Source organism: Staphylococcus sp. EG-SA-10, from assembly GCF_017151945.1.
In the GTDB taxonomy this organism is placed as follows: Bacteria; Bacillota; Bacilli; order Staphylococcales; family Staphylococcaceae; genus Staphylococcus; species Staphylococcus aureus.
This window is the reverse complement of the sequence record NZ_JACVZJ010000005.1, coordinates 71,465-93,638: the sequence shown is the minus strand read 5'-3', so window position 1 is coordinate 93,638 and position 22,174 is coordinate 71,465. Positions and strand designations below refer to the sequence as shown.

Annotated in this window: 21 protein-coding genes and 1 pseudogene; 8 read left to right on the top strand and 14 right to left on the bottom strand. The window is 31.6% G+C overall.

Annotated elements, in window-relative coordinates:
- Positions 1–163: 163 nt before the first annotated feature.
- The 6 genes and pseudogenes from IDG45_RS06080 to fakB1 form a co-directional block, all read right to left on the bottom strand.
- Positions 164–262 (bottom strand): annotated as a pseudogene (locus IDG45_RS06080) (hypothetical protein).
- Positions 263–303: 41 nt separating this feature from the next.
- Positions 304–2,835 carry a preprotein translocase subunit SecA gene (gene secA, locus IDG45_RS06075; protein WP_000506531.1) on the bottom strand — a complete coding sequence of 844 codons (2,532 nt, stop codon included), beginning with the start codon at positions 2,833–2,835 and terminating at the stop codon, positions 304–306.
- 413 nt (positions 2,836–3,248) lie between these two features.
- Positions 3,249–3,821 carry a ribosome hibernation-promoting factor, HPF/YfiA family gene (gene hpf / locus IDG45_RS06070; RefSeq protein WP_000617735.1) on the bottom strand — a complete coding sequence of 191 codons (573 nt, stop codon included), beginning with the start codon at positions 3,819–3,821 and terminating at the stop codon, positions 3,249–3,251.
- Positions 3,822–3,881: 60 nt separating this feature from the next.
- On the bottom strand, positions 3,882–4,556 hold the full coding sequence (locus IDG45_RS06065; protein WP_001057965.1) for a ComF family protein: 675 nt from the start codon (positions 4,554–4,556) through the stop codon (positions 3,882–3,884).
- The gene (locus tag IDG45_RS06060; protein ID WP_487809834.1) at positions 4,549–5,838 is read right to left on the bottom strand and encodes a DEAD/DEAH box helicase family protein; all 1,290 of its coding nucleotides are present in this window, start codon (positions 5,836–5,838) and stop codon (positions 4,549–4,551) included. The genes IDG45_RS06065 and IDG45_RS06060 overlap by 8 nt, the downstream gene beginning before the upstream one ends.
- A 156-nt stretch (positions 5,839–5,994) precedes the next feature.
- Positions 5,995–6,861 carry a fatty acid kinase binding subunit FakB1 gene (gene fakB1, locus IDG45_RS06055; protein ID WP_000686342.1) on the bottom strand — a complete coding sequence of 289 codons (867 nt, stop codon included), beginning with the start codon at positions 6,859–6,861 and terminating at the stop codon, positions 5,995–5,997.
- A gap of 143 nt (positions 6,862–7,004) precedes the next feature.
- On the opposite strand from fakB1, the gene IDG45_RS06050 reads away from it, so the two are divergent.
- Entirely contained in the window at positions 7,005–7,646 is a 642-nt protein-coding gene (locus IDG45_RS06050; RefSeq protein ID WP_000192947.1) for a YigZ family protein, read from the top strand.
- 171 nt (positions 7,647–7,817) lie between these two features.
- Here the strand turns inward: IDG45_RS06050 and IDG45_RS06045 are convergent, their stop codons facing one another.
- Positions 7,818–8,873 (bottom strand): glycosyltransferase family 4 protein, encoded by a 1,056-nt coding sequence (locus IDG45_RS06045; RefSeq protein ID WP_000258151.1) that lies wholly within the window; start codon positions 8,871–8,873, stop codon positions 7,818–7,820.
- A 317-nt stretch (positions 8,874–9,190) separates the two neighbouring features.
- Between IDG45_RS06045 and gdpS the strand changes: the two genes are divergently transcribed.
- From gdpS to pepT, 4 genes are all read left to right on the top strand, one after another.
- On the top strand, positions 9,191–10,261 hold the full coding sequence (gene gdpS / locus IDG45_RS06040) for a GGDEF domain-containing protein GdpS (protein WP_000460983.1): 1,071 nt from the start codon (positions 9,191–9,193) through the stop codon (positions 10,259–10,261).
- A gap of 195 nt (positions 10,262–10,456) precedes the next feature.
- A complete protein-coding gene (locus tag IDG45_RS06035; RefSeq protein WP_111063800.1) occupies positions 10,457–11,218 on the top strand; it encodes a threonine/serine exporter family protein in 762 nt (253 codons plus the stop codon).
- 17 nt (positions 11,219–11,235) lie between these two features.
- Positions 11,236–11,730, top strand: a complete 495-nt coding sequence (locus IDG45_RS06030; RefSeq protein WP_000899890.1) for a threonine/serine exporter family protein — start codon at positions 11,236–11,238, stop codon at positions 11,728–11,730.
- A gap of 13 nt (positions 11,731–11,743) precedes the next feature.
- Positions 11,744–12,970, top strand: a complete 1,227-nt coding sequence (gene pepT / locus IDG45_RS06025) for a peptidase T (protein ID WP_031927545.1) — start codon at positions 11,744–11,746, stop codon at positions 12,968–12,970.
- Positions 12,971–13,158: 188 nt separating this feature from the next.
- Here pepT and IDG45_RS06020 read toward each other — a convergent pair whose 3' ends face one another.
- The 3 genes from IDG45_RS06020 to IDG45_RS06010 form a co-directional block, all read right to left on the bottom strand.
- Positions 13,159–14,283, bottom strand: a complete 1,125-nt coding sequence (locus IDG45_RS06020; RefSeq protein ID WP_031927546.1) for a glycerate kinase — start codon at positions 14,281–14,283, stop codon at positions 13,159–13,161.
- A gap of 424 nt (positions 14,284–14,707) precedes the next feature.
- Positions 14,708–15,028, bottom strand: coding sequence for a bacillithiol system redox-active protein YtxJ (gene ytxJ, locus IDG45_RS06015; protein ID WP_000985617.1), 321 nt, complete (start codon positions 15,026–15,028; stop codon positions 14,708–14,710).
- Between the two features lie 153 nt (positions 15,029–15,181).
- Positions 15,182–16,060 carry an EMYY motif lipoprotein gene (locus IDG45_RS06010; protein ID WP_000724895.1) on the bottom strand — a complete coding sequence of 293 codons (879 nt, stop codon included), beginning with the start codon at positions 16,058–16,060 and terminating at the stop codon, positions 15,182–15,184.
- A gap of 119 nt (positions 16,061–16,179) precedes the next feature.
- On the opposite strand from IDG45_RS06010, the gene IDG45_RS06005 reads away from it, so the two are divergent.
- From IDG45_RS06005 to IDG45_RS05995, 3 genes are all read left to right on the top strand, one after another.
- Positions 16,180–16,698, top strand: a complete 519-nt coding sequence (locus IDG45_RS06005) for a GrpB family protein (RefSeq protein WP_000287201.1) — start codon at positions 16,180–16,182, stop codon at positions 16,696–16,698.
- A gap of 126 nt (positions 16,699–16,824) precedes the next feature.
- Positions 16,825–17,748 (top strand): UDP-N-acetylmuramate dehydrogenase, encoded by a 924-nt coding sequence (murB, locus tag IDG45_RS06000; protein ID WP_000608442.1) that lies wholly within the window; start codon positions 16,825–16,827, stop codon positions 17,746–17,748.
- A gap of 17 nt (positions 17,749–17,765) precedes the next feature.
- Positions 17,766–18,080, top strand: a complete 315-nt coding sequence (locus IDG45_RS05995; RefSeq protein ID WP_001127269.1) for a CHY zinc finger protein — start codon at positions 17,766–17,768, stop codon at positions 18,078–18,080.
- A gap of 260 nt (positions 18,081–18,340) precedes the next feature.
- Here IDG45_RS05995 and IDG45_RS05990 read toward each other — a convergent pair whose 3' ends face one another.
- The 4 genes from IDG45_RS05990 to IDG45_RS05975 form a co-directional block, all read right to left on the bottom strand.
- Entirely contained in the window at positions 18,341–19,369 is a 1,029-nt protein-coding gene (locus IDG45_RS05990) for a ferrated catecholamine ABC transporter substrate-binding lipoprotein SstD (protein WP_000754446.1), read from the bottom strand.
- A 118-nt stretch (positions 19,370–19,487) separates the two neighbouring features.
- Entirely contained in the window at positions 19,488–20,249 is a 762-nt protein-coding gene (locus IDG45_RS05985; protein WP_000616870.1) for an iron ABC transporter ATP-binding protein, read from the bottom strand.
- On the bottom strand, positions 20,246–21,202 hold the full coding sequence (locus tag IDG45_RS05980; protein ID WP_001245577.1) for an iron chelate uptake ABC transporter family permease subunit: 957 nt from the start codon (positions 21,200–21,202) through the stop codon (positions 20,246–20,248). Before IDG45_RS05980 ends, IDG45_RS05985 begins: the two co-directional genes overlap by 4 nt.
- Positions 21,192–22,160 (bottom strand): ABC transporter permease, encoded by a 969-nt coding sequence (locus tag IDG45_RS05975; RefSeq protein WP_001807234.1) that lies wholly within the window; start codon positions 22,158–22,160, stop codon positions 21,192–21,194. Before IDG45_RS05975 ends, IDG45_RS05980 begins: the two co-directional genes overlap by 11 nt.
- Positions 22,161–22,174 lie beyond the last annotated feature (14 nt).

The window sequence follows — 22,174 nt, the reverse complement described above, 5'->3', positions numbered from 1 at the left end:
CGCTCCTATTTATAATTCAAGTCATTGATTTGTATCTTTTATAATGCTAAATTTTAACATAATTTTGTTAAATAACAATGTTAAGAAATATAAGCACACTGACAATTAGTTTATGCTTTTATTGTTAAAAAACAGTATATTTATCATAGACATATGCCTAAACCTATTTTTTAAAACTAAGTACATAACAACGTTTAACAACTTCTTCACATTTTTTAAATTATTTAACGCTTGTAAAATAAAAAGACTCCTCCCATAACACAAACTATAGGTGTTTAATTGGAAGGAGTTATTTTATATCATTTATTTTCCATGGCAATTTTTGAATTTTTTACCACTACCACATGGACAATCATCGTTACGACCAACTTGATCGCCTTTAACGATTGGTTTGGGTTTCACTTTTTCTTTACCATCTTCAGCTGAAACGTGCTTCGCTTCACCAAACTCTGTTGTTTTTTCACGTTCAATATTATCTTCAACTTGTACTACAGATTTTAAAATGAATTTACAAGTATCTTCTTCGATATTTTGCATCATGATATCAAATAATTCATGACCTTCATTTTGATAGTCACGTAATGGATTTTGTTGTGCATAAGAACGTAAGTGAATACCTTGACGTAATTGATCCATTGTGTCGATATGATCAGTCCAATGGCTATCAATAGAACGAAGTAAAATCATACGCTCAAACTCATTCATTTGTTCTTCTAAGATATCTTTTTGACTTTGATATGCTGCTTCAATCTTAGCCCAAACGACTTCGAAAATATCTTCAGCATCTTTACCTTTGATATCATCCTCTGTAATGTCACCTTCTTGTAAGAAAATGTCATTAATGTAGTCGATGAATGGTTGATATTCAGGCTCGTCATCTGCTGTATTAATATAGTAATTGATACTACGTTGTAACGTTGAACGTAGCATTGCATCTACAACTTGAGAGCTATCTTCTTCATCAATAATACTATTTCTTTCATTATAGATAATTTCACGTTGTTTACGTAATACTTCATCGTATTCTAAGATACGTTTACGCGCGTCGAAGTTATTACCTTCTACACGTTTTTGTGCTGATTCTACAGCTCTTGATACCATTTTAGATTCAATTGGTGTAGAGTCATCTAAACCTAGTCGGCTCATCATTTTCTGTAAACGTTCAGAACCAAAACGAATCATTAATTCATCTTGTAATGATAAATAGAAGCGACTATCCCCTTTATCACCTTGACGTCCAGAACGACCACGTAACTGGTCATCAATACGACGAGATTCATGTCGTTCTGTACCTATTACTGCTAAACCGCCTAATTCCTCTACGCCCTCACCTAATTTGATATCTGTACCACGACCAGCCATGTTAGTGGCAATAGTAACGGCACCTTTTTGTCCAGCGCCTGCAACAATTTCAGCTTCACGTTCATGATTTTTCGCATTTAACACATCATGACGGATACCACGTTTTTTAAGTAAATTTGAAATATATTCAGAAGTCTCAACTGCAACAGTACCTAATAGCACTGGTTGCCCTGCCTTGTGTTTTTCAACAACATCTTCTACTACTGCATCAAATTTACCTTTTTGGCTAATGTAAATTAAATCAGACTTATCGTTACGTTGCACAGGTTTATTTGTCGGAATTTGAGTTACTGTCATGTTATAAATATTTCTAAATTCTTCTTCTTCAGTTTTAGCTGTACCTGTCATACCCGCAAGTTTATTGTACATTCTGAAATAGTTTTGGAATGTAATAGACGCCATAGTTTTAGATTCATTTTGAATTTGAACGCCTTCTTTCGCTTCAATAGCTTGGTGTAAACCTTCCGAGAAACGACGGCCTGGCATTGTACGTCCTGTAAATTGATCGACAATTAATACTTCGCCATCAACAACCATATAGTCTACGTCACGTTGTAATGTAACGTGCGCACGTAAAGCTGTGTTGATATGACTAATAACATCAACATTTTGTACATCATATAAGTTTTCAACTTTGAACATACGTTCTGCTTTATCCGCACCTTGTTCTGTTAAATGTACGGCTTTCGTTTTTTCATCGTATTTATAATCTTCGTCCTGTTTTAACATTTTCGCAAAAACATTTGCTTGTGTATAAAGTGACGTTGACTTTTCAGCTTCACCAGAAATAATTAATGGCGTACGTGCCTCGTCAATTAAAATTGAGTCAACCTCATCAATGATTGCAAAATGTAATGGACGCATTACTCTATCTTCAGAATAATTCACCATGTTATCACGTAAGTAATCAAAACCTAGCTCATTATTAGTACTGTAAGTAATGTCTTGTGCGTATGCTTCACGTTTTTCTTCTGTCGTCTTACTGTTTAAGTTTAATCCGACAGTCAAACCTAAGAAGTTATATAACTCAGCCATTTCTTCACTTTGAACACTTGATAAGTATTCATTGACTGTAATAACGTGAACACCTCTACCAGCTAATGCATTTAAGTATGTTGGCATTGTCGCTGTTAATGTTTTACCTTCACCTGTTCTCATCTCAGCGATATCACCTTTATGAATTGCAATACCACCCATAATTTGAACTTTATATGGTGTCATATTGAATACACGTTTAGAGCCTTCTCTAACAAGTGCATATGCTTCTGGTAAAATTTTATCTAAATAATCATTTTGCTTTTTGACATTATCAATGTCAGCTAATTCTGTTTGGAATTGTTTCGTTTTATTACGAATTTCTTCATCAGTTAAAATTGCCGTTTTTTCTTCTAAAGCGATTACTTTATCAGCAAGTTTACCTAACTGTTTAATTTCTTTATTATTGCCATCAAGAATTTTTGATAAAAATCCCATTTCGTTCGCTCCTTTAGCTAAAAAACTGTTTGGCCTACAACAATATATCTTATCATTTATAGTTAGAAAATTATACTTATTTACTCATTTGTAGAATCAATATAAATATATTTATGACATACTTCATTCACATTCTGTTGTCAACAAGTTTATCACTAATAAATATATTCTCAATACGCAATTATACTTCCTAATAAATTATATTATAAATATTTTACGATTTTCGACTCGGACTATACAATAGACTGACATACTATTATTAACTTAACATTCAAATATATACATCCATTAACATTAGCATAGTCACTATGTTTCATTCAACAAATTACATTATCGAACTATGAAATAGTTAGAAATTGCTTTTGGAGTATAAAAAAGCACTTGTGCAAAAACACAAGTGCTTTAAACTTAATTTATTGCTCACTAGTTTGAATCAAGCCATATTTACCGTCTTTACGGCGGTAAACGATACTTGTTCCATCAGTTTCTCTGTCTGTGAATACAAAGAAGTCATGACCTAATAGATTCATTTGTAATACCGCTTCTTCTGAATCCATTGGTTTTAAGCTGAATTCTTTTGAACGAATAATTTCTATCTCGTTATCATCGTAAGCGTCATTATCAACTTGTGTTTCTTGCATTTCTTGTAATTCGGCAACAAACACTTCTTGATCTCCTCGATCACGGCTCTTACGATTAATACGTGTTTTATATTTTCGAACTTGTCTTTCAAGTTTATTATTAATTAAATCAATACCTGCGTATAAATCATCGTTTCGCTCTTCAGCTCTTAACGTAACATTTTTCAATGGAATTGTTACTTCAATTTTAGTAGCTGAATTTGAATAAGTTTTAACTTTAACATGCGCCACTGCATTTGGTACGTCATTAAAATAACGTTCCAACTTACCAATTTTTTCCTCAATATAGTTGCGAATAGCATCTGTGATAGTGAGGTTATCTCCATGAATTTCAAATCTAATCATAGTAATCTCTCCTTAAACCTCTTTATTGGTAACTCTTTATTATATTTTAACATTTTTACGCTATCGTGCAAACGCAAACACTTTGAATTTTCTGATATTTTTAGCATATAATTTACACCCTGCACGATGAATTGTTAATCCAGTTGTATAAATATCGTCAACGAGTAATATTTCCTTGCCGTTTAAATCTAATTCCGTATCAATAATAAATGGATTTTCATCTGCCAGACGCTCTTTCTTAGTTAAATGAGACTGTTTTGGTCTATTTGACATCTTTAAAATCTTATCAAAGCGAATCCCTTTAGCTTTTAGTACTGCTTCTACCGGGTTAAATGTTCTAGATAAATCATGTGCCGGCGAAGAAGGAATTGGCACAATATAGTCATAAGATGTTTGTGGTATTTCAATCAAATGTGCCAATAATTCACATAAATAATAGTCTTTCAAAAATTTATACTGATGTATCATCTCTTTCATTAAACCGTCATATTGAAATTGACAATATAATTGTTCCATTAAATTAAAGTGTGCCGATAGAAACTTGCAGTCTAAACAATACGCTTCATCTTGATTTAAGTGTTTTAAGCACCTTGAACATCGCCTTGCTTTAATATCAAGTTTAATATTGTCCCAATTCTCTTTGCATCTGTCACATAATCTATTAGGTTTCTTGAACAAATTATAAATGGTTATATTTTCATATAACTTAGCACCACAACTCAAACAATTATTCATCAATACAACCTCTTTTTAATGCTAATTTGTTCATCTTTTGAATCTCTTTTTTTGCTTGAATCATATTCATACTTACTCCTTCATGAAAAAACAATACTTTTCCAGTAGGACATTCTAATTTTCGACCAACACGTCCAGCAATTTGTATTAAAGCCTCTTGAGTATATTGATGTGCATCGATAACAACAACATCCAAATTTGCCATTGTAAATCCACGTTCTAATATTGTCGTAGTAAAAATGACATCGAAATGTCCATTCCTTAATTGTTCAACTTTTTCAAAGCGAAAAACATCCTCGCTATGGATATATGTTAATTTAGTAATTTTCTGCTTATAAACCGAAAATGTTTTAATCATTGTTTCTATATTGTTAAAAAACACCAATGTATAACGTTGATTATTAATTTGATCTTGTAAAATTCGATATAACATTTTCTGAATCTTATTATTATTAAGTTTGAAATAGCGATATTTAGGAACTGGAAGTGATTTTTTATGAAAGCGAGCTGGCAATTTAATTATATTTTCGTTGGGAATCTCTGACAGAAGTTGTTTCGGTGGTGTTGCTGTCATATAAATCGTTGCATGTTCAACTTTAGAAGATGACTTCAATGCTTGTTGTAAACTTTTATCCATTGATAAAGGAAAGGCATCGACTTCATCAATAAAAATAGTATCAAAGTGCTGTTTGAATCGGTAAAGTTGATGCACTGTGCATACAACAAAATGCCCTTCAAATTGTTGACTTGATTGCTGGTGTAGTATGTCTATATCTTCATTAAGAAATGCGTCTTTAATACGTTTACTAATTTCTACAACAACATCTACACGTGGTGACACAATAGCTATATTATCTCCCTGTCGCCTTGCATATTGAATGCCTTGAAACATCATTTCTGTCTTACCTGCACCTGTTACTGCATATAACAAAATCGTTTGTCTCATTCTAATGGCTCGAACAATATGTTCTGAGGCATAAGACTGCTGTTCCGACAATTCAAATGAGAGATGATAATATGCTTGTGATGCACTTTGCGAACTCTCTGTTATTTTATATCTTGTTACATTATCCATTCGCCCCAGTGATATACAATTTCTGCAATATACAATTTTCTTGGAATGTACTGAGGAATCATACTGATAAAAATGCTTTGGATTTGTACTTTCACATTGAACACAATAATAGTTTGAATTTTGTTTGATGACACCTGTTACTTCTTTTTTAATTTTTTCATTAGTAAGTGAAGTATGAGGATGAATTAATTTCCCGTAATGTTTAATGCTTAAAACCTCATTTCAACGTAAAAAAGAGCCTAATATTATAATGATTTTCTTATATCTTTAGCATTTTGACTTTCAAATGATGAACATTTAAAGTCATGTATACGAGAGATAATTTCCAAATACAATATAGACTCTTTTATTAAAATTTTATAATTATGTTAATCTTATTTTTCTGCCAACATAGCCTAAACCTAATCCACCAGAACCTAAGTGTGCTGCAACAACTGGACCAAACTCAGAGTATGCTACTTGATAAGCTGAAGGACAATCATCTTGTAACTTTTTGTATAACGCTTGACCATCTTCGAAATGATCTCCATTTATGACAAATAAAGTTACTTCTTCAAAGTCTTTTACAATATCTAATACTTTCTTTTCTAATGTTTGAATGGCACGCTTTTTAGTACGAACTTTTTCTTCTGGTATAATCTTGCCATCTTCAAACTTAAGAACTGGCTTCATTTTCAATAATGTTCCAACCCATGCTTGAGCACCAGTAATTCGACCACTTTTTTGTAAATTCTTTAAGTCATCAACAATTAAATACGCACCTGTGTGTTCACGCATATTAGTTAAATCATCAATAATTTGCTGTGGTTCGTATCCTTCTTCAACCATTTCAATAGCACGTAATACATAACATCCTTCAATCATTGCTGCAAGCTTACTATCAAATGCATGTACATTAACACCTTCAACCATTTCCCCTGCTTGATAACTAGATTGATAACTTCCACTAATTCCACTTGATAAGCAAATGACAATGATATCTGTGTAACCTTGATCTCTTAACATTTCATATTTAGTAATCCATTCGCCAATTGCTGGTTGGCTTGTTGTTGGAATCGTTTGAGACGATGCCATTTTATTATAAAATTCTTCAATTGCTATTTCATTACTTTCTGTAAAGTTCTTCCCATCATCAAAAGTCACACTTAATGGCGCTATTTGAATATTATATTTATCGATTAAGTCCTGCGACAGATAACTTGTAGAATCGGTCATCACAGCAATTTTCATAGTCGTCCTCCTAAAATATACTCATAGCAATGATACAATATTTCAGTTAAAAAGAAAATGGCAATCAAACGATTTATAGTCATGTCATTTTCAGTGTATAATGAAGATTGAATAATCTTAAGCTTATGAATTAAGGAGTTATTATGACACAAAATATCATTACTGTTAAAAAAGAACACATTATTGAAAATGTGATTAGTAAATCAAGATTCATTGCTCATATCAAACCTGTTCAAAATGAAGATGAAGCTAAAGCATTTATTGCTGCAATAAAAAAAGAACATAAAGATGCCACTCATAATTGTTCTGCATATACTATTGGACCTGAAATGAATATTCAAAAAGCGAATGATGATGGTGAACCGACAGGAACTGCCGGTGTCCCAATGTTAGACATATTAAAAAAGCTCGATGTTCATAATGCGTGTGTCGTAGTAACAAGATATTTTGGTGGTATTAAATTAGGTGGTGGCGGTTTAATTCGCGCCTATAGCGGTGCTGTTAGAGACGTCATTTATGATATCGGACGTGTCGAACTACGAGAAGCAGTACCATGTATAGTAACACTGAATTATGATCAAACTGGTAAATTTGAATATGAATTAGCTTCAACTCATTTTATGTTAAGAAACCAAACTTACACTGATAAGGTAAGCTACTATATCGATGTCGTTAAAAGTGACTATGAAGCGTTTATTAACTTTTTAAATCAAATGACTGCTGGAAATTTCGATTTGACTGAAGAAACTCCAAAGCAGTTGCCTTTCGATATACCAACTGAATAAAAATAAAAAGCACTATCATAAAACGGTAAATATCAATTGCGTATTATTAAACGACAATTGAAGTACACGTTTATGGCAGTGCTTTTTTATATTTGAAATTTAATACATAAAAAATTGTAAAGAGTAAAGCCATATAATACAAATTATCCCATACAGCTATGCTTTCATTCCCTATTCCTCTTTATGAGATGACTTACGACTAATTAAATTTAATATTGGTCGGTAGTTGTTATCTATTAATCCTGTAAATTCAACAATTAATTCAATACTAAATATGATTAATACAAACATTAATACAACACCTAATGGTGGCGATACATACAAGATAATGCTCGAAAGACTAAATAAAATAGAGATTGAATAGATTAATAATACTGTTTGTCTATGTGTGTAGCCTAAAGCTAATAGTTTATGATGCAAATGCGATTTATCAGCTTGCATTATATGCTGTCCTTTTTTCACACGTCGAATCATTGCGAACAAAGTATCAATGAATGGAACTGCTAAGATAACAATTGGGAAGAACAATGCAATAATTGTAATATTTTTGAATCCGAGTAAAGAAAGGAATCCGATGATAAATCCAATCATTAAAGCCCCACTATCACCTAAAAATATTTTGGCTGGATGGAAATTGTAAAATAAAAATCCAATTAAAGAGCCTAATAAAACACAACAAATCATCGTTATGAAAATATTAGCTTGTAAAATTGCAATGAATCCTATTGTAATGAGTCCGATTGCAGAAACACCCGACGCCAAACCATCGAGTCCATCAATTAAGTTAATTGCATTTGTAATAGCAACAATCCAAATCACAGTAATTGGAATACTAAGAAATCCAAAATGAATCGTTGTACCCATTGGCAACGAAATAAAATCAATAGTCACACCATAAAAAGCAACTACTAAGGCAGCGGCAATTTGACCAGCCAATTTTATATACGGTTTCAAATCGTAGATATCATCTACAAGCCCAAGTACGTACATAATAATCGCACCAATAATAAGTGGTTTGATTTCTGTTTCAATAGGATGACCAATCCAAATTCCTATTAAAAATGAAAAGAGAATCACTGTACCACCCATAACTGAAATAGGTTTAGTGTGTACTTTTCTAAAATTTGGTTTATCAACTAAATTTAATCTTTTCGATATTGCAATAACAATTGGTGTTATCGTCAAACTGACAATCATTGTTACTGCAACTAGTAATAATGTAACCATTTATTCACCTTCATCGATATTAATTGTTTTTAACGTTATATTTATTTAATATTGTCTTTATAGAATGATATATCTATTTTCTACGTATATCTTATAGCATTATTATAAATTAATTCGCTCAATCAATGATATCATATTTACAACTATACGATTCATTTCTTATATATCGCCTATTATTCATTTTTTCATCATATCATTTAAGGCAACATTTTAACATCAAAGTCTATATCATACATTAATTTTATATGTAAACTAATGACAAATTGTAAGTTTTCACTTACAATAGCTAGTGGTCAATTAAAGGAGTCGATTCAGACATGTTCGAAGCATTTATATACAATATATCTGTTATAGTCGCTGGAATCTATTTATTCCATCGCTTACAGTATTCAGAAAACAAACGTATGGTTTTTTCTAAGGCTTATGTCACTGTTTTAATGACAATCGTATCATTATTATTATCTGTCTACCCTATCCCTTATCGTGAAGATTATTTAATTCACTTAACATTCGTTCCTTTATTGTTTTTAGGTAGATTTACAAATATGGTCTATACATTATCTGCCACAGTAATTGTAGCAATTGTTGAAATTGTAGTATTTAACAACTCGATTATGTACGGTGTTACGTTGATTGTTATTGCCGCAGTAACAAGTGCTATTGGACCATTTTTAAAACAAAATGATGTGCTATCATTATTAATACTTAATGTTGTTACAATAATCATTTTATTTGGCGTCGCATTAGTGAGTCCTATTTACACACTATCGGAAGTTATCATTTTAATACCAATTTCATTAATTATCACTTTAGCTTCAGCGATAACATTTGTCGATATTTGGCATTTCTTCTCACTCGTAAATCGTTATGAAAACGAAGATAAATATGATTACTTAACAGGCTTAGGTAATGTAAAAGAATTTGATAGACATTTAAATGAAATTTCACGAAAAGCTGAAAAAGAACATCAAAGTATCGCATTATTATTAATCGATATCGATGGATTTAAAGATGTCAATGATACCTACTCACACAAATCAGGTGATGCTGTATTAAAACAAATGTCTCAATTACTTAAAAACTATGTGCCGAATCAATTTAAAATTTTTAGAAATGGTGGCGAAGAGTTCTCAGTCGTCATTCACAACTATTCACTTGATCAAAGTGTTAAATTAGCTGAAAATATTCGTTCAGGTGTTGAAAAATCATCATTCCATTTACCAAACAAAGAAGTTATTAAATTGTCAGTGTCTATCGGTGTTGGTTATCTAACAGATGACGATCCAAAATCACAGCGTAAAGTGTTTAAAGATGCAGACGATATGGTGCATGTAGCCAAAAATCAAGGGCGAAACAAAGTAATGTTTAACCCTATTATCAATTTATAACAACGACAAAACTGTTAATCCTTTGCTATTATTAAATCATAGTATATTAGCAAAGATTAACAGTTTTTCTTATTTAAATTTGAACCATACAAGTTCATCATACTAACACAAAGTCTCACTATTGAAAGTTGCAACAACAAGTTGTAAACTTCAATTGTTCAAATAAATAACACATATCATTGGAGGTGAATTGATATGCCAGATTCAATCACAATTATAGATGAAAACAAAGTGATTGATGTTGTATTAATTGCAGGTAGAATTTTACTTGAATCAGGTGCTGAAACATATCGAGTTGAAGATACAATGAACCGTATCGCACATAGTTATGGTCTTCATAATACATATAGTTTTGTCAGTTCAACTGCAATTATTTTTTCATTAAATGATCGTACAAGTACAAGATTAATTCGTGTACAAGAGCGTACAACAGATTTAGAGAAAATCGCTTTAACGAATAGTCTTTCACGTAAAATATCAAATAAAGAACTCACAATTGATGAAGCTAAATCTGAATTTATTCATTTACAGCATGCATCATTACAATATTCTTTTTTAACGAATTTCTTTGCAGCTGCCATTGCATGTGGCTTCTTCCTATTTATGTTTGGTGGTGTCGCATCAGATTGTTGGATTGCAGTCATTGCTGGTGGATTCGCATTTTTAACATTCAGCTTTGTACAACGCTATATACAAATTAAATTTTTCTCAGAGTTTGTTGCAGCCGCTGTAGTCATATCCATTGCAGCCACATTTACTAAATTAGGTATTGCAACCAATCAAGATATCATTACTATAGCCAGTGTCATGCCACTTGTCCCTGGTATATTAATTACCAATGCCATTCGAGATTTATTAGCGGGTGAATTACTTGCAGGTATGTCTCGAGGTGTTGAAGCTGCATTAACAGCATTCGCAATCGGTGCTGGTGTCGCAATCGTTTTATTAATCATTTAAGGAAGGACTGTTAAAGCATGCTATTTTATTTATTTCATTTTACAATCAGCTTTATATCAACAGTACTTTTCTCTATCATTTTCAATGCACCCAAACGTCTCTTAGTAGCATGTGGATTTGTAGGTGCCATTGCATGGACGATTTACCAATTAACGGTAGATTTAGAGTTTGGAAAAGTTGGCGCTTCATTTTTGGGAAGCTTAATTTTAGGCTTAATGAGTCATACTATGAGTCGCAGATATAAACGACCGGTAATTATATTCATAGTGCCAGGCATTATACCATTAGTACCTGGTGGTGCAGCTTATCAAGCGACTCGTTTTTTAGTATCGAATGATTATACAAGTGCTGTAAATACATTTTTAGAAGTTACACTGATTTCAGGTGCGATTGCTTTCGGTATATTAGTTTCTGAAATTCTATATTACCTGTACACACGTATCAAACAGCTATATGGTAAAATCAAAGGTAAGACATATAAAAAATCTTACAACATGAATAATAGAGTTTAAGGGGTCGAATATAATGAAGAACCAATTGATAGATAGATTAACAAGATATACGACAATTGATACGCAATCTGATCCAAAATCTACAACAACACCTTCAACTGAAAAGCAATGGGATTTGTTACATTTATTAGAAAAAGAATTACAACAATTAGGATTGCCAACTGATTTAGATGAAAATGGCTACTTATTTGCTACATTAGAAAGTAACATCGATGCAGACGTCCCAACAGTTGGATTTTTGGCGCATGTTGATACAACACCTGATTTCAATGCTTCAAATGTTAAACCGCAAATTATTGAAAACTATGATGGTAAGCCATACAAACTAGGCAATACTAAACGTGTCTTAGATCCTAAAGTATTTCCAGAACTTAACAGTTTAGTTGGTCATACATTAATGGTAACTGATGGTACATCGTTACTAGGTGCAGACGATAAAGCGGGTATTGTGGAAATTATGGAAGCTATTTGTTATTTAAAAGAACATCCAGAAATTAAACATGGTACCATTCGCATTGGATTTACACCAGACGAAGAAATCGGTCGTGGTCCACATAAATTTGATGTTGACCGCTTCAATGCTGATTTTGCTTATACTATGGATGGTAGTCAATATGGAGAATTACAATATGAAAGCTTTAACGCTGCTGAAGCGGTTATTACATGCCACGGTGTGAATGTTCATCCTGGTTCAGCTAAAAATGCAATGGTAAACGCAATACGTTTAGGTGAACAATTCGATAGTTTGCTACCTGATAGTGAAGTTCCGGAGCGAACAGAAGGATACGAAGGCTTTTATCACTTAATGAACTTTGAAGGAACTGTTGAAAAAGCAACTTTGCAATACATTATTCGTGATCATGATAAAAAACAATTCGAATTGCGTAAGAAACGTATTTTAGAAATACGTGACGATATCAATGCCCATTTTGAAAATTATCCAGTTAAAGTTGATATATCGGATCAATATTTCAATATGGCAGAAAAAATATTACCATTGCCTCATATTATTGATATACCTAAACGTGTCTTTGCTAAATTAGATATTCCAGCAAACACTGAACCTATTCGTGGTGGTACAGATGGTTCACAATTGTCATTTATGGGGTTACCAACTCCAAACATCTTTACAGGTTGCGGTAACTTCCACGGCCCATATGAATATGCATCCATTGATGTCATGGAAAAGGCAGTACAAGTAATCATTGGAATTGTAGAAGATATCGCTGAAAATAATTAAAAACAAACGATTATATACTAGTTCAACTCAGGCTTAATTAATATAAAAAAATCACGCTAACATTCAGTGCAATGATAGCGTGATTTTTCATATTTTTTACGTATACTTTCGATCTTCTAATTTGTTTTGCTAACCATCATAAATGTTATTAACCATCATGACAGCATCACCAATTTAGTCCTTCTTTACTAAACCTCAACATTAAAATGTGTTTTCAACAGTTTTAAAGACTGAACAGTATAATGCCTAATTTGTAATCCCATTTTAAAGTCAGTATAAGTTTCCGGCATATCGATAAATGCATTAAACATTGCTGTAACCCCTTGTGATTCAAATAAATCAAACTTTTCAGCAGTTGCACAAATTGCAATGGCAACCTTTTGATGTTTATGACAAAGTTCTGCAATACGCAATGTTGTCGTTTCTAGCAACTGATCATTTTCATTTAATCCTTCTCCAAAAATAATTAAATCCGCTTGTTCAACTAAATTTTCTAAATGTGTTAGTTGGTCTACTAATGCATGACTGGTTAATATTTCAGCTTGATACAGTCCATTCAAGACTGCTGCAATTCCACCACCAGCACCACCACGTTCAACTGGACCAATTGCAATTTTCAATTCACTTTTAAATAACTCACTAAAATACCAAATTAAATTATCGATTTCTGCTGCTTGATTATGATTCAACTGATGCGCATCATAAGTTTGCATGATTTCACTTTGCTTACCATATAATCGACTTGAAAAATCCGACATTACTTGAATTCTTGCTGTTTCCATTTTAGGGTGTAAGTTCGACATATCCATACGACGAATATATTTAATTACACCAGCACCTTGTCTCATATCTACGACACGTCCTTCGTCATCATAGAATTGAGCACCTAATGCTTGTAACATACCTGCACCAGCATCAAAACTATCAATCCCACCTAATGAAATTACAACATGTTTTGCGTCGTTATCTAATGCATGGTTAATCATTTCTCCTAAACCATAACTTGTTCGTTCAACAATTGGTTTTTTACCTTTTAAAAATAAATTCCCCTCGATAACGGTCATCCCTGTATCAGTTTGTCCGTAAACACCTTCAACTTCATTCATATCTGCGTCATGTACTGGTATACGATACTTTTGTCCAGATTGCCATAAAAATACAGAATCTAATAATTCATGTCTTCCATTAAACAATGGTACTTGAACTACATCTGCAGTTTCAATTTGGCTTGCAACTGCCTCTTCAACATATCTATTAGCTTGATAACTCGAAATAATTCCATGAAACTCATCCATGGCTACTAATACTTTCATAACCTTGACCACCTTACTTTATTATTTGTTGTGATACGTTTTTTATTCATAAAAGATTAATCTTAAATTTCAGATTTTATCTCGTGATTATATGCGAACATTTAACATGACATGATTATTAATTATCCCAGTAAATAACAATATGCTTCTTCTGGTTTAGCATATATTTCCTATTAAACTAACTTACAAATCATGTTTAAATTTTTTTATCGGATTCGTCGTTTTCCAAAATATTTTCAATAAAAATACTCGAATACATTATACATATGTTTGTAAAAAAGTACTAACTTAACTGCTTCTAAAGGTTACATAAAATAAAAGGTCAGAACATCATTATAGCCAAACTACTCTGATTCACACGAATTTAAGTTGTGCTATTCACGTCTAGTAGTGTAAGGCAAAATGTTCCAACCCTATAGTTTCATTATTCTTCTGCTTGTGCTAATGACGACACATTAATATCACCGTGGTCTCGATTCCAAACCATTTCACCATTTACAAAATAAAATGCTTGAGGTGATTCATGTTTAACGTTCGTTTTTTTAGCAATATAATCTGACAAATCGCGTTCTTGTTGGACAATCAAATAATAACCGTCCATATCGCGTTCATATAAAAATTTATTAAATTGATCGTACGCATTTGCCGATATTGGACAAGTTTCACTATGTTTTAATACAAAAACATATTTATTTTCCTCAATAACCTGTTCAAATTGGTCAATTGAACTTAGCTTTATAGCCACTCTATTCACCTCTAAAAATATTTATCACATTTAAATAGCATCTGCGTGACATTTTTATACATATAGTTAATATCAATGTTTACCATTATACACATAGTAAGTTGACATGTTAACCATAAATTCAAAATTTTTAACTTTGAAAAATGATTATAGTTATTTTTCTTCTAATTTTTCAAGCTTTTTTTCAAAGGCTTTATCGCCGTGAGTTATATCTATACCCTTTTTCGGCAACTTATCTACATCGACTTTTGATAACTTCTCACTAACCTTTATTGTTTCAATACGTGTATTATAATAGTTCTGCAGACTGTAATACATTTCTATTGCGTTTTTCCTTGCATTATTAACATGCTTATCACTAATATTAGTTTGGTTAATATCGGTAATTTGTTTTTCAATCATTGGCATAATGTGATTTTTAATCGCGCCTTTTACTTCATTTTCTTTACTATCATCTAGGTTCTTTTTCGCAGTATCTCTTAAAGCTTTATTATTATGTTCTAATTTTGTCGTAAGATTAGCTGCTTCACTTTTATTATCAGCTAATTTAATTTCTGATTCAACTTTGTATCTATTTTTTTCAAATTGTTTCGTATAATCTAAAATGTCTTCGTTATACTTGATAGATTGATTACATAAACCTATGAATTTTTTTAATTGATATATCGCATCCTTCTTCTCATTTGCAAGCGCCATATATTCTTTTTTTAATTGCTTAACTTTCATTGTATCATCAGGCAAATTTTTTGCTGACTTATAATATGCTTCAAATTTAGGTATGAGATGGTTTTTAACATCTTCTTGTAGTGCCTTAAATTCTTTACTATTTTTATCAGTTGTATCAGTTTTACTTAGATGATCAATTTCTTTCAAATGTATATTATCCATGACATGCTGTAATTCTTTTTGTTTTTGCTCAACATCTTTAAATTGCTTAGTAAATTGATGTTGTGCCTCTTTTTCTTTATTTCCACAAGCACTTATTACTACAAATAAAATCGCTAAAACAGCGATAATAACAATTTTTTTCATGATTGCACTCCTTAACAGATTCATTATACAAAAACATGTTTATTATGAAAATGAATTATGTTATAGTATTCCAGACTTTATCGTGATTAAATTAATTTTCAATATCAAAGGAGTTTATCATGTATTCAAATGTTCAACCATTCATTAATAGTGATTTAACTAATTGTTTTCAATCACAATACACTGAAATTGAATCATTATTATTCAACCTCTTAGACAGCCCAGTAAAATATACAAAACATATTGGCGGTACGCATCATTTTAAATATTCAACAGAGCCAATTTTAGATATTTTAGTAGGTGTAGAAAATTTGCATGATATTACATCCTTAGATGAAAAACGCTTAAATTATGTAGGGTTTTATCGTTTACATCATAAATATAATAAAAAGGTTATGATGGCGAAGTTTAACAATTTTCATGAACTAAAACAACAGGTGCGTCTACATATCATTCAAATGAATACCCAAACATTTGAATCTTATCTTGCACTTGATTATCTCTTATCAACTAATGATGATATTGCTTTGCAATTCAATACAAAAAAGCACCAAATATTTCAACATAGCTTAACAATTAGACAATATGAGATGCAAAAGCAACAATACTTTGAAAAACTATGTAAAAAATACTTATAACAACAATAATGCCGTATTTTATAATTATACTAATTCTAATACTTTCTTTTCAATTTTCGCAAATGAATTTTAAAATTGGTATAATACTATATGATATTAAAGACATGAGAAAGGATGTACTGAGAAGTGATAAATAAAGACATCTATCAAGCTTTACAACAACTTATCCCAAATGAAAAAATTAAAGTTGATGAACCTTTAAAACGATACACTTATACTAAAACAGGTGGTAATGCCGACTTTTATATTACCCCTACTAAAAATGAAGAAGTACAAGCAGTTGTTAAATATGCCTATCAAAATGAGATTCCTGTTACATATTTAGGAAATGGCTCAAATATTATTATCCGTGAAGGTGGTATTCGTGGCATTGTAATTAGTTTATTATCACTAGATCATATCGAAGTATCTGATGATGCGATAATAGCCGGTAGCGGTGCTGCAATTATTGATGTCTCACGTGTTGCTCGTGATTACGCACTTACTGGCCTTGAATTTGCATGTGGTATTCCAGGTTCAATTGGTGGTGCTGTGTATATGAATGCTGGCGCTTATGGTGGCGAAGTTAAAGATTGTATAGACTATGCGCTTTGCGTAAACGAACAAGGCTCGTTAATTAAACTTACAACAAAAGAATTAGAATTAGATTATCGTAATAGCATTATTCAAAAAGAACACTTAGTTGTATTAGAAGCTGCATTTACTTTAGCTCCTGGTAAAATGACTGAAATACAAGCTAAAATGGATGATTTAACAGAACGTAGAGAATCTAAACAACCTTTAGAGTATCCTTCATGTGGTAGTGTATTCCAAAGACCGCCTGGTCATTTTGCAGGTAAATTGATACAAGATTCTAATATGCAAGGTCACCGTATTGGAGGCGTTGAAGTTTCAACTAAACACGCTGGTTTTATGGTAAATGTAGACAATGGAACTGCTACAGATTATGAAAACCTTATTCATTATGTACAAAAGACCGTCAAAGAAAAATTTGGCATTGAATTAAATCGTGAAGTTCGCATTATTGGTGAACATCCAAAGGAATCATAAGTTAAGGAGCTTTGTCTATGCCTAAAGTTTATGGTTCATTAATCGATACTGAAACACGCTGTCGCCATTATTTTACCGAAGAAGATATTATTGCTATTAAATTTAAATGTTGTAATAAATACTATCCATGCTATAAGTGCCATAATGAGTTTGAAAAGCACGCCATTAAGCGTTGGTCTGAGCCTTCATTTAACGAAAAAGCAATCTTATGCGGTGTATGCAAACACGAATTAACAATCAATGAATATATGATGGTAGAGCGTTGTCCAAATTGCCAATCTCGGTTTAACAATCGCTGCAAATATCACTATCATATTTATTTTGAAATATAAACAACATAGTCAAAACATTATAGGAAGTGGGACAGACACGATAAAGCACCACTTCTGTATAATTCCTTTTTGAAATTCTCTATGTTTGAAGCCCACCGGTATTGAAATGAACTTGTTACAAGTACATGTTCATTCAACCAACGACTGACAACAGAACATTTTAGAGTCTAGGACATTGATTAACGTCCCAGATTTCCTTTTTTAAAGAAAAGAGGGAAACAATGATTAAGACCTTTAACCATTGTTCCCCTCTTTTAAAATTATTTTACAACTTTATCAAGTTCCTCAATTTGTTTAATTGTAGTTGTAGTTGATCCAGCTGCAAAGTACCATAATTTAGGATCTAAATTATATACTTTGTCTTCTTTAATTGCTTTAACATTTTTTAATACAGGATTATTTAATGCTTGTTTCGCAGTTGATTTACCACTTACCGCTTGACCTCTATCCATCGCTAAAATAACATCTGGATTTTCTTTATTTACATATTCGTTAGAAACATTTTGTCCATGATTGCTATTACTTACTTTTTTATCAACTGCATTGAATCCTAATGTATCGTAAACTAATCCACCAAAACGACCTTTAGGTCCAAATGTTGATAATTCACCTTCGTTAACTAGTAAATACATAACAGTTTTATTAAAGTTTTTCGTTTTATCTTTCATTGAAGCAATTTTATTATCTAAATCTTTATTTAACTCTTTAGCTTTGACTTCTTTGTCGTAGATTTTACCGATATTTTCAGTGTTTTGTTTCATTGAACCAATTAAGTTCTTTTCATCTGCACCAACATAAACAATTTTCGCTTTAGGTGCAGCTTTTTTGAATTCATCTAAATTCTTTTGATTAGCTGTACGTCCAGAGATAAAGATTACTTCGGGTTTCGTCGCAGCAATTTTATCAAAATTCACTTCTTTTAAATTACCAACGTTTGTATATTTATCATCTTTAAATGATTCTAAGAAATTCGGTAATGACTTACCGCCTTCCCCTTTAGGTAATGCTTTTACTTTGTCTGATAAGCCCATTTCTTTCATTACATCTAGTGCGCCATAGTCTAACACAACTGCATTTTTAGGATTCTTTGGTACTTCAACAGTTTCTTTAACTTTTTTAGCGTCACTACCATCTTTTTTCTCGCCACGCATTTTATAGTTATTTTCAATTTTCACTGTATCTTTAGAACCTTTAGTTTCTGATTTTGATTGTTCTTTATCAGAATTGTTACCGCATGCCGCTAATAAAAACATTACTGCTAATACTAAATATAAGACTGTTTTCTTCATAATATATTATTCTCCTCTTTTGGCTTAATCTATGTGCTTGATGTGAAATATAAATAAATGTTTTACGTTTAACCCTTCTTTAATTGGCGCATCACCCCTTTAAAGTGTCTCCAAATTATCAATCCTTAAAATATAAACAAATCCTTTGATTTCTTATATGTTCAATTTGAATATCCATGTCATATAAATCACTTAAAACACTACTTTGAATGACATTATCTTTCAAATCTGATTTAACTAGTTGTCCGTTTTTCAATGCTACAATCTGATCTGAATAACAGGACGCAAAGTTAATATCATGTAATACAATGACAATCGCTTTATTCATTTTATGCGCTAACATTTTTAACGTTTGCATAATTTGAACAGCATGCTTCATATCTAAATTATTTAATGGTTCATCTAGCAAAATATATTCAGTATCTTGTGCTATTGTCATTGCAATATATGCACGCTGACGTTGTCCACCAGATAATGACTTAATATTACGATTTCTGATATCTTGTAGTTGCAACAAATCTAGCGCATCATTGACAATATCATGATCCTCTTTCGTTAAACGACCTTTAGAATAAGGGAATCGTCCAAAGTTTACCAACTGCTCTACCGTAATATTCATTTCAGTATGGTTTGTTTGTTTTAATATAGATATTTTTTTCGATAAGTCATTATTTTTATAATCAGACATGAGCTGTCCATCTATTTTCACTTCACCGTTATCAAAACGAATTAACCTACATATCGCTGAAAGTAAAGTACTCTTACCCGCACCATTAGGTCCAATTAAAGAAGTCAATTTACCTTTTTCGATATCTATGCTAATATCTTCCAATATCATTTGATTATTTATAGTTTTAGTTAAATTTCCAACTTGAATCATTGCGCATTTCTCCTTCTAACTAATAGATAAATGAAATAACTTCCACCAATCAAATCAATAAGTATACTCATTTCTGTCGTAGCTTCAAACACATTTTCAACTACCCATTGCGCACTAAATAAACTAATCCAACTCAAACAAATTGTCGCAATTAAAATATACTTATGTTCATACGTCTTCATTAGTTCATGCGCTAGATTTACAGTTAATAAACCTAAAAATGTAATTGGTCCTACTAATGCAGTTGACACAGAAACTAAAACTGAGACTATTACAAGTAGAATTCGCGTTAATTTTTCATACGATATCCCCAGATTAATTGCTTCAGCACGACCTAAAAGCAATACATCTAAATAAGGCAATAGTAAAATTGTAATGACTAATAATATTACTAATAGCACTGCTGAGAAAGTAACTAAATTCGAATTAGAAGCATTAAAATTAGCAAACATACTACTTTGTATTGCTAAAAATGACTCAGGATCCATAATCAATTGAATAAAACCTGTAATACTTCTAAAAAATGTTCCTAAAAGGACACCAATAAGTAAGATGAAATAAATTGAAAAATGTCCAATTTTAAAGATACCTTGGAATAGGATTAGTGCGAATAACACCATCGTTATAAGTGTTAATATAAAGTTCAAATATACATTAGTAACCCATACCGATTGAATTCCAAATAAAAAGACTGGCAATACTTTGATAAATAAATAAACTGCATCTAAGCCCATTATTGATGGTGTCAATAGACGGTTATTTGTAATCGCTTGGAAAATCACCACTGAAGTTGCAATGGCAGCACCTACTAAAATAATTAATATGAACTTTCTTAAACGACTTGAAAATTGATATTCAAATATTTCAAAATCAATACCTACAAATAAGTACAGCATACTAATTAATAACGTTACTGCAATTAAAAGCATTATTTTTTTATTATTATTGCGCATAATTTTTCCTACCTTTCATAAGCAAGATAAGGAAAATGATTGTTCCAAATACACCTATTGTTAAACCAATATTTATTTCATATGGATAAACAACAATTCTGCCAACTATATCAGAAAATAATACAAAGATGGCACCTAACATCATCGTATGAGGGATAGCATTTTTCAAATGATCACCTCTATAAATCGAAATAATATTTGGTATTACTAGTCCTAAGAACGGTAATGTTCCAACAGTCACCACTACCAATGCTGTAATAGTTGCAGTAATAAACAATGCGATGTTAATTAATTTTTCGTAACTCAAACCTAAATTATTAGTAAAGTCTTTACCCATTCCTACAATCGTGAAATGATTAGCAAAAAGATATGTCAATGCTAAAAGAGGAATACTTAAATATAAAATTTCATAGCGTCCACTTGTGATAATGGCAAAGTTCCCGTTAAGCCAGTTACCAATGCTTTGAACAGCATTCGTGCGCAATGAGATGAAGGTCGTGAAACTTGCAACAATCCCACCCATCATAATTCCTAGAAGCGGTACAAAAATGACATCTTTCACTTTTATAAAATCAATGATTTTAACAAATAAAAACGTACCGCAAATACTGCAAATAACAGCAAATACTAGTTTTAATAAAATATGACCGGTTGGAAAGAACAATAAAGCAATTAAAATACCTAGTTTAGCCCATTCCATCGTTCCAGCTGTAGTCGGACTAACAAACTTATTTTGCATCATTTGTTGCATTATCAAGCCTGCTAAAGCCAACGAACTTCCAGCAATTAAAATACTCATCGTCCTTGGTATTCGGCTTGAGAATAAAATATTCCGCTGTGACTCAGTTAAATGTAGTAAATCTTTAATTGATAGTTCACTCACACCTATGAACAACGAAATAATTGTCAACAATATTAGTAATAGAAGCAAAATATTTCCCTTTAATAAATACTTCATTACAAATTTTTCTC

Coding starts and splice junctions, on each gene's coding strand:
- secA (WP_000506531.1), bottom strand. CDS start 2,835: ATGGGATTTTTATCAAAAATTCTTGATGGCAATAATAAAGAAATTAAA.
- hpf (WP_000617735.1), bottom strand. CDS start 3,821: ATGATTAGATTTGAAATTCATGGAGATAACCTCACTATCACAGATGCT.
- IDG45_RS06065 (WP_001057965.1), bottom strand. CDS start 4,556: ATGAATAATTGTTTGAGTTGTGGTGCTAAGTTATATGAAAATATAACC.
- fakB1 (WP_000686342.1), bottom strand. CDS start 6,861: ATGAAAATTGCTGTGATGACCGATTCTACAAGTTATCTGTCGCAGGAC.
- IDG45_RS06050 (WP_000192947.1), top strand. CDS start 7,005: ATGACACAAAATATCATTACTGTTAAAAAAGAACACATTATTGAAAAT.
- IDG45_RS06045 (WP_000258151.1), bottom strand. CDS start 8,873: ATGGTTACATTATTACTAGTTGCAGTAACAATGATTGTCAGTTTGACG.
- gdpS (WP_000460983.1), top strand. CDS start 9,191: ATGTTCGAAGCATTTATATACAATATATCTGTTATAGTCGCTGGAATC.
- IDG45_RS06035 (WP_111063800.1), top strand. CDS start 10,457: ATGCCAGATTCAATCACAATTATAGATGAAAACAAAGTGATTGATGTT.
- IDG45_RS06030 (WP_000899890.1), top strand. CDS start 11,236: ATGCTATTTTATTTATTTCATTTTACAATCAGCTTTATATCAACAGTA.
- pepT (WP_031927545.1), top strand. CDS start 11,744: ATGAAGAACCAATTGATAGATAGATTAACAAGATATACGACAATTGAT.
- IDG45_RS06020 (WP_031927546.1), bottom strand. CDS start 14,283: ATGAAAGTATTAGTAGCCATGGATGAGTTTCATGGAATTATTTCGAGT.
- IDG45_RS06010 (WP_000724895.1), bottom strand. CDS start 16,060: ATGAAAAAAATTGTTATTATCGCTGTTTTAGCGATTTTATTTGTAGTA.
- IDG45_RS06005 (WP_000287201.1), top strand. CDS start 16,180: ATGTATTCAAATGTTCAACCATTCATTAATAGTGATTTAACTAATTGT.
- IDG45_RS05995 (WP_001127269.1), top strand. CDS start 17,766: ATGCCTAAAGTTTATGGTTCATTAATCGATACTGAAACACGCTGTCGC.
- IDG45_RS05990 (WP_000754446.1), bottom strand. CDS start 19,369: ATGAAGAAAACAGTCTTATATTTAGTATTAGCAGTAATGTTTTTATTA.
- IDG45_RS05985 (WP_000616870.1), bottom strand. CDS start 20,249: ATGATTCAAGTTGGAAATTTAACTAAAACTATAAATAATCAAATGATA.
- IDG45_RS05980 (WP_001245577.1), bottom strand. CDS start 21,202: ATGCGCAATAATAATAAAAAAATAATGCTTTTAATTGCAGTAACGTTA.
- IDG45_RS05975 (WP_001807234.1), bottom strand. CDS start 22,160: ATGAAGTATTTATTAAAGGGAAATATTTTGCTTCTATTACTAATATTG.